General features: G+C 72.8%; 7 protein-coding genes. 3 read left to right on the top strand and 4 right to left on the bottom strand.

Going from position 1 to position 6,896, the window contains the following annotated elements:
* Positions 1-90 precede the first annotated feature (90 nt).
* The 3 genes from ABZS69_RS38195 to ABZS69_RS38185 all read right to left on the bottom strand — a co-directional run bounded on the left by ABZS69_RS38195 (position 91) and on the right by ABZS69_RS38185 (position 4,210).
* Complete coding sequence (locus tag ABZS69_RS38195; protein ID WP_355380729.1) at positions 91-1,233, bottom strand: XRE family transcriptional regulator; 1,143 nt, start codon at positions 1,231-1,233, stop codon at positions 91-93.
* The gene (locus ABZS69_RS38190) at positions 1,226-1,984 is read right to left on the bottom strand and encodes a hypothetical protein (protein WP_355380727.1); all 759 of its coding nucleotides are present in this window, start codon (positions 1,982-1,984) and stop codon (positions 1,226-1,228) included. Before ABZS69_RS38190 ends, ABZS69_RS38195 begins: the two co-directional genes overlap by 8 nt.
* Before the next feature lie 219 nt (positions 1,985-2,203).
* A complete protein-coding gene (locus ABZS69_RS38185) occupies positions 2,204-4,210 on the bottom strand; it encodes a CehA/McbA family metallohydrolase (protein WP_355380724.1) in 2,007 nt (668 codons plus the stop codon).
* Between the two features lie 68 nt (positions 4,211-4,278).
* On the opposite strand from ABZS69_RS38185, the gene ABZS69_RS38180 reads away from it, so the two are divergent.
* A complete protein-coding gene (locus ABZS69_RS38180) occupies positions 4,279-4,968 on the top strand; it encodes a rhodanese-like domain-containing protein (RefSeq protein WP_355380723.1) in 690 nt (229 codons plus the stop codon).
* A 6-nt stretch (positions 4,969-4,974) separates the two neighbouring features.
* On the opposite strand, the gene ABZS69_RS38175 is transcribed toward ABZS69_RS38180, so the two are convergent.
* Positions 4,975-5,259 carry a Fe-S cluster assembly protein HesB gene (locus ABZS69_RS38175; protein ID WP_355380721.1) on the bottom strand — a complete coding sequence of 95 codons (285 nt, stop codon included), beginning with the start codon at positions 5,257-5,259 and terminating at the stop codon, positions 4,975-4,977.
* A 94-nt stretch (positions 5,260-5,353) separates the two neighbouring features.
* Here ABZS69_RS38175 and ABZS69_RS38170 point away from each other — a divergent pair, with 94 nt between their 5' ends.
* Positions 5,354-6,007, top strand: coding sequence for an endonuclease (locus ABZS69_RS38170; protein ID WP_355380719.1), 654 nt, complete (start codon positions 5,354-5,356; stop codon positions 6,005-6,007).
* 46 nt (positions 6,008-6,053) lie between these two features.
* A complete protein-coding gene (locus ABZS69_RS38165; RefSeq protein ID WP_355380717.1) occupies positions 6,054-6,827 on the top strand; it encodes an enoyl-CoA hydratase-related protein in 774 nt (257 codons plus the stop codon).
* Positions 6,828-6,896 lie beyond the last annotated feature (69 nt).

Genomic DNA, 6,896 nt, shown 5'->3' with positions numbered 1-6,896 from the left:
TGGAGTGACAGACCTCTTCTACAGCGGCTCCGCTGCTTTGTTCACTGTTCTTGACGAACAGCCCTCTCCCTTAACTGAACGGCGTTGGGGCTAGAGGACGAGCTTCAGCGAGGGCCGCTGGTCGGGCAGGCCGATCAGCTCGCGTACGCGGGTGATGGGCCAGGCCAGCTCCCTGGCGAGGGTGGCGGCGGTCAGGTCGCTCTCGCGGGTGGCCAGGTCGAAGGCGTGGGCGAGCAGGACCGGCTGCTCGCCGGGGTAGCCGGAGACGGGCTCGTTGGTGAAGCCGGGCTGGTCGCGCAGGGCGGCCAGGCGCTGGTAGGCGCGGCCGGCGGCGGAGTCGGAGATCAGCCCGGTCTCGCGGCACCGGTAGAGCAGCGAGTCGACCGACACGCCCCACGTGCGCCGCAGCTCGGCGAGCTTGCGCAGGTCGGCCCGCTGCGGCAGCTGCGGCAGGATGCTGTCGCGCGGCGTGAGGAACTCGGCGGCGAACGCGTCGGCCTCGCGCTCCTGATGGCTGTCACCGGCCGCGGTGTCGCCGTGCAGGACGAGGTGGCCCAGCTCGTGGGCGGCGGTGAAGCGGTGGCGGTAGATGTCGTCGAACCGGTTGGGGGTCAGCACGACGATCGGCCGCGGCAGGCTGGAGGTGGAGAACGCGTCCACGGTGACCGCGTCGGGGTCGTGGCGGGGGAAGGCGACGACGATGCCGTGGGACTCCATGTGGCGGACGAGGTGGCTGACCGGGCCGGTGCCCAGCCCCCAGTGCGCCCGCAGCGCGCGGGCCGCGCCCGCCGGGTCGCGCGGCAGCGCCGAGTGCATCTCCCCGCCCGCGAACCCGGGCAGGTCGACGGCCGGCAGCTGGACCCGCTTCTCCAGCGCGTACGTCAGCTCCCACACCTGCTCGACGAAGGCCACGGCCTTGGCCCGCTGGTAGGCGCGGGTGGAGCGCAGGCTGCGGAAGTGGGCCATGGAGCCGTCGAGCTTGCCGTGCGGCCGACCGGGCAGGAAGAACGCCATCGGCACGGCCAGCACGTCGGCCAGCAGCGGGACCAGGTCGGGGCGCGGGCGGGTGACCCCCGATTCGTACTGCCCGACCGCGGCGGGGGAGACGCCGAGAAGCTCGGCCACCTCCTTCTTGGTGAGCGCGGCCAGGTGGCGGGCCTGGGTGAGGCGGGTGGCGTCGAACGCGTCGGCGACGGCCTGCGGGGTGGGCGCGCCGGTCTTGAACTCACTCACCGCCGGCGGCTTCTGCCCTGATCGGCACGGCTTCGCTGACGGGCGCCGACAGCCGCTCGGCCTTGGTGCGGGGGTTGAGCGACGGGGTGGGCAGGGCGCCCTGGTCGAACGCGGCGGTCTGCGCCCCGGGCTGCCCGGCCGTCGTCGCGTCGTGGGCCAGGGGGATCGGCTCGCACACGTGCCAGCGCAGGCTGCCGGTGCGGTCGAGCAGCTCGGCCTCGCCCCACCAGGCGTCGAGCAGCCCCGCGTGCGCGTTGCAGGCGTAGGCGATCAGCACCAGGCCCGTGTCCTCGGGCAGGCCGGACAGCGCCTCGGCCACCGGCGCCGCCTGCGGCGCGAGGTCGTGCAGCGCGAGCTGCCGCATCCGGGGCTCGGGCCCGAACCGGTTGAACAGCGCCTGCACCAGCGCCGACGGCCGGCCCTCGCCGACGCGCGCGCTCATCACGCTGATCGAGCGATCCTTGGCGTAGCGGAACGGGAACAGCAGCTTGCCGTCGAGCAACACCAGCTCGTGGGGGGAGCCGGCGGGCTTGATGATGCGCACGTCGCCCATGTCCTCGAACGCCTCGGCCAGCGCCTCGAACTTACGCGACATGAGCGTGAACCCGAACGGGTGCGTGTGCACGGTCTGCGCCGCCGTCTGCGCCTCGCGGGCGTTGTCGAGCGCGACCGACAGCGCCTCGGCGATCGCCTGTCTGATCAACGGCACACGCTGCCCGAACATGTCGCGGGCCCACTGCGACTCCAGCATGCGCCGACCTCCGAACGCTTTGCCCGGCGGCGACCGGAGACCGGAGCCGCTTCAGTTTCCAACATCATAGACCCGCCACGACTTCACGAAGCCACTCCTCCGACACGCGCGTGTCGCCCCGCGGTCGAGATGCCGGCGGCCTGCGCCCGGGGCGTGTCCCTACTACGCGTCGTCGAACGCGCCGGGCACGTCCCGACAGCCGCCGCGGCTGACGAACGCCTAGGGGAGCCGCTTGCGGTAGACGGCCCTGGCGCGCTCGTACAGGTCCAGGTGGTCCTCCAACTGGGCGGGCGTCTCGAACGTGCCGTACTCCCGCAGCAGGACCTCCAGCCGGTCCAGCCACGCCAGGCACCAGCGCACGTCCGCCTCCCTGGCCACGTGCCCGCCCGCGACGTCCACGTAGACCGGGCTGGTGTGCGCGTACGCCCCCGACCGGTGCGCGCTGCGCGGGTGCGGCCCGCCCGAGGCCACCGCGACCACGTACGTCGGCTCGCCCGCCGTCATCGACGCGACCAGCCGCCCCGGCGGCCCCTGCGCCAGGACGCCCTCGGCGGTGCGGATCTCCAGCGATTCGACCTCCGGCCCGATCGAGGAGACCACGATCTCCACCCGCTGCCCGGGCGCCAGCTCCAGCGTGTCGCCCGGCCCGTGGCCGTTCACGGTCAGCTCCAGCCACGGCCCGGTGGTGGCGAACGTGCGGCCGAGCAGGATCGCCTCGGCGTAGGACTCGGCGGTGAGCGGGCCCGCGACGTTCGCGTACACCCGCTCCCACCCGGGCGGGCTGGATGCGGTGCCGCGGCGGCAGAAGGACAGCACGGCGTCGGTGCCCGCGGTGACCGTGAGCCGGTTGCCCGCGCCGATCAGGCGGCGGTAGACGGCGGCGGTGCCGGCGATCGAGGAGTGGTTGAGCACGTCGAGCGTGTCGATCAGGCCGAGCGCGGCGTCGGCGACGATCTCCCTGGCCGAGCAGTCGCGCCCGCTGTCGAGCACCACGTCGGGCGGGTCGTCGTCGGAGAACGCCGTGTGGAACGGGTGCCCGTAGCTCGTCACCCCGCCGAGCCCGCGCAGCTCCTCCAGCGCGGCCGCGTTGGGCGGCCAGTCGACCGTGCCCTCGAACCCCGTGTGGTAGCGCCGCGGCGGCTCCCGCAGGCCGAACGCGGTCAGGTGGCCGACGACGTCGTTGCGGTATTCGACGCCGAGCCTGGCCAGGTGCCTGTCGTCGGACCAGGGCAGGTCCTCGCCCACCCAGTGCTCCAGGGCCTCGACGTCGTAGACGCGCCCGCTCGCGACGTTGCCCGCGACGAGGTTGAGCACGTGCAGGTCCTCGCCGTGCTGCGCGGCCGCGGCCAGCTCGGGCCCGGCGGGCTCCTCGCCCATCCAGTTGAGGTGCACGTGCAGGTCGCCGCCGTACCAGCCGCGGGCCGCCGCGTCGTACAGGCGCTCGGGGGCCAGCTCGACCAGCGTCTCCGCGCCCGCCTCCGGGGTGATCACGATCTCGGACGAGGTGTACTCCATGCCCCTGGCCACCGCCACCGTGACCGGCTCGGCGGGCACGGCGATCACGAGGTCGTCGCCGTGGAAGTAAGGTCTGCGGTGGGCATCCAGCTTGGGCGGGGCGCCCTTGGGGTACCAGCCCTGCCCGTTCGCGCCCGTCACGCTCCACCGGCACGGAAATCCCGCCCGCACCCTGATCGTGGCCGCCTCCGCCCGCCTGCGCAGCGGCGACAGGTCCACGGGCCGCCCGTCCACGCTGACGTCCCGCTCCAGGCCGGCCACCCGGGCGCCGCGGGCAGGCACCTCGTACGGGACGCCGTCCACGACGACCGTGACCGGCGCGTCCACGCTGGAGTCCAGCAGCAGCGACGTACGCGAGGGCCGCTCGTCCAGCACGACCCGCGTGACGGCCTCCAGCGCGAACCCCTCGGGGGTGAGGCGCAGCGCGGCCAGGTTGTCCGGCACGTCGCCCGCCAGCGCGTCGCGCACGGCCCGCTCGGGGTCCACCTCGTCGAGATGGTCCTCGGCCTCCTCCGGGGGATAGCGCCCGGCGAGCTGCCGCAGCGCCGCGTTCCAGTAGCTGTGACGGCGGTCGAGGAAGACGGTGGCCCAGGCCTGGACGACGTAGGTGATGGGTGGCTCGCCCCAGCAGGGGCCGTGCGCGTCACGCAGCTCGCGGTAGCCGGCCACCGCGCGGGCCACGGAGCCGGGCAGCAACGGATCGTCACACATCGGGCACTCCCTGAATAGGACGCCTCGCCATCGTGACACGAATCGCCGTCTGAGGGTACGGGGACGCCATGACGAACATCATCGATCGCGAAGCCGTGCGGGACCTGGTCGCCGGCCGGCGGGCCCAGCTCGTGGAGGTGCTGCCGGAGAAGGAGTACGCGTGGGCGCACCTGCCCGAGGCCGTGAACGTGCCGCTCGCCGCCATGCGTACGTCCGCCGGCGAGCTGGATCCGGGGCGTCCGGTCGTCGTCTACTGCCACGACTGGGTCTGCGACCTGAGCCCGCGGGCCGCCGCCCGGCTCGGACACCTCGGGTTCGAGGACGTGTACGACTACAGGCTTGGCAAGATGGACTGGCTCTCCGCGGACCTGCCCTACGAGGGCACGGCCGCGCTGGTGTCGCGGAACCTGCGCCGCGACCCCGTACGGGCAGCCCTCGACGACCCCATGGACGAGATCACCGAGCGCATCATCGCCGACCCGGCCGGGCTGGCGGTGGTCGTGGACGACGACGGCGTGGTCCAGGGCGTGATCGGCTCGCGTGAGCTCAAGGGCGCCGACCTGGACGGCGTCGCCGAGCGGGTCATGCGGGTCGGCGTGCCCACGGTGCGGCCGAGCGAGGAGCTCGAACCGCTGGTCCGGCGCATGGATCGCGCCAAGGCGGACCACGTCGTCGTCACCCGGGTGGATGGGACGCTGGTGGGCCTGTTCGGGCTGGGCGACGTGCGCCCGCCCGAGACCGGGCCCGACTTCGGTTAGGACCTGTCAGGAACGGCGGCCCAGCCGGAACGTCGGCTGCCCCGGCGCGCCCGGCTGCGCGTCGAGCGCCTTGTCGTCCAGGACCTGGACCACGTCCTCAGCGACGAAGACGCGTACGTCCTCCTTCTCGACGACCTGGTCACCCGCCTCCGGCGTGCTCGCCAGCGAGAGTTCGAGCGTCCCGGCCTCGTCGGGTTTCGGGGAGATGCGCAGGCCCGCGTCGGCGGGCACGTCCTCTCCGATCATCAGATCACGGATCGCCTCGACGGCGTTGTCTGTCAAGGTCAGCACGGCTAACTCCTTCGCAGTCGCCAACCCTCCGCCTCCCCATCGACCTCCACCCCAAACCCGGCATGTCACGACACGCCGCGGGTAGCGGGCGGGCATGGGTAAGACCGGCAGGGCCGTTCTGGACGTGCTGCTCGACCGATACGGCCGGACGTTCGCCCGCGAGGCCGGGATCAGGCTGGCCGACCAGCCCAAGCCCCTGTACCAGCTGCTCGTCCTGGCCACGCTGCTCAGCGCGCGCATCTCGGCCGAGGTCGCCGTGGCGGCGGCCAGAGAGCTGTTCGAGGCCGGGTACGGCACGCCCAGGGCCATGCGGGAGGCGAGCCGGCAGGACCGGGTCGACGCGCTGGACCGCGGCCACTACGTCCGTTACGACGAGCGCACCTCGACGATGCTGGGCAAGGGCGCCGAGCTGCTCCTCGACCGCTGGAAGGGCGATCTGCGCCGCCTGCGCGACGAGGCCGGGGGCGACGACCGCAGGATCGCGGGGCTGCTGACGGAGTTCCCGGGCATCGGCCCGACCGGGGCCGACATCTTCCTGCGCGAGGTCCAGGCCGTGTGGCCCCAGGTCGCGCCGCACCTGGACCAGCGGGTGCTGGACGGCGCGGGCAAGCTCGGGCTGCCGCGCCAGGAGCGCCGGCTGGCCGAGCTGACCCGTTCCGGCGACGAGCTGGCCCGGCTGTCGGCGGCGCTCGTCCGGGCGTCCCGGAGCAGCAAGGCGGTGGACGAGGTGATCTCCGCCGCCCGCTGACCGTGGCTGCCCTGGACGGGCGCGATCACTCTGTTAGGTTCGCCTCATGGGTGAGTTTGTGAGCGTCGAGGTGGCCGACCAGATCGCCACGATCCGTCTTGACCGTCCGAAGATGAACGCCCTCAACGGGCAGGTTCAGAGGGAGATCGCCGAGGCGTCCCGCGAGGTGGACGCCGACCCGCAGGTGCAGGCCGTGATCCTCTACGGCGGCGAGAAGGTCTTCGCCGCGGGCGCCGACATCAAGGAAATGGCCGACATGTCGTACGCCGACATGGCCGCCCACTCCCGTACGCTCCAGGCCTGTTTCACCGCGGTCGCGCGGATCGGCAAGCCGGTCATCGCCGCCATCGCCGGCTACGCGCTGGGCGGCGGCTGCGAGCTCACCCTCTGCGCCGACTTCAGGGTCGCGGGGGAGTCGGCCAAGCTGGGCCAGCCGGAGATCCTGCTCGGCATCATCCCCGGCGCGGGCGGCACCCAGCGCCTGCCCCGCCTGATCGGCCCGGCGCGGGCGAAGGACCTGATCTTCACCGGCCGCCACGTGCCCGCCGCCGAGGCCCTGGAGATGGGCCTGGTGGACCGGGTGGTGCCCGACGAGCAGGTCTACACGGCCGCTCTGGAGTGGGCCGCCACGTTCGTCGGCGGTCCCTCGGTCGCGCTCCGGGCCGCCAAGCAAGCGGTTGATCAGGGCTTGGAGGTCGACCTCGAAACGGGGCTTGAGATCGAGCGGCTGCAGTTCTCCGGACTGTTCGCCACGGACGACGCCAAGACCGGTATGCGGGCGTTCGCGGAGAAGGCCAAGCCCAAGTTCACCGGCCGCTGAAAAGGGAAAGTAAACCCATTCGAACGGCTCGTCCTATCGCGCTGGGGTTTGCCAGTATGGTGGCGTTTC

The organism is Nonomuraea sp. NPDC005650 (genome assembly GCF_040605375.1).
In the GTDB taxonomy this organism is placed as follows: domain Bacteria; phylum Actinomycetota; class Actinomycetes; order Streptosporangiales; family Streptosporangiaceae; genus Nonomuraea.
The sequence above is the reverse complement of the archived record's forward strand: the minus strand, read 5'-3'. Positions and strand labels throughout refer to the sequence as shown.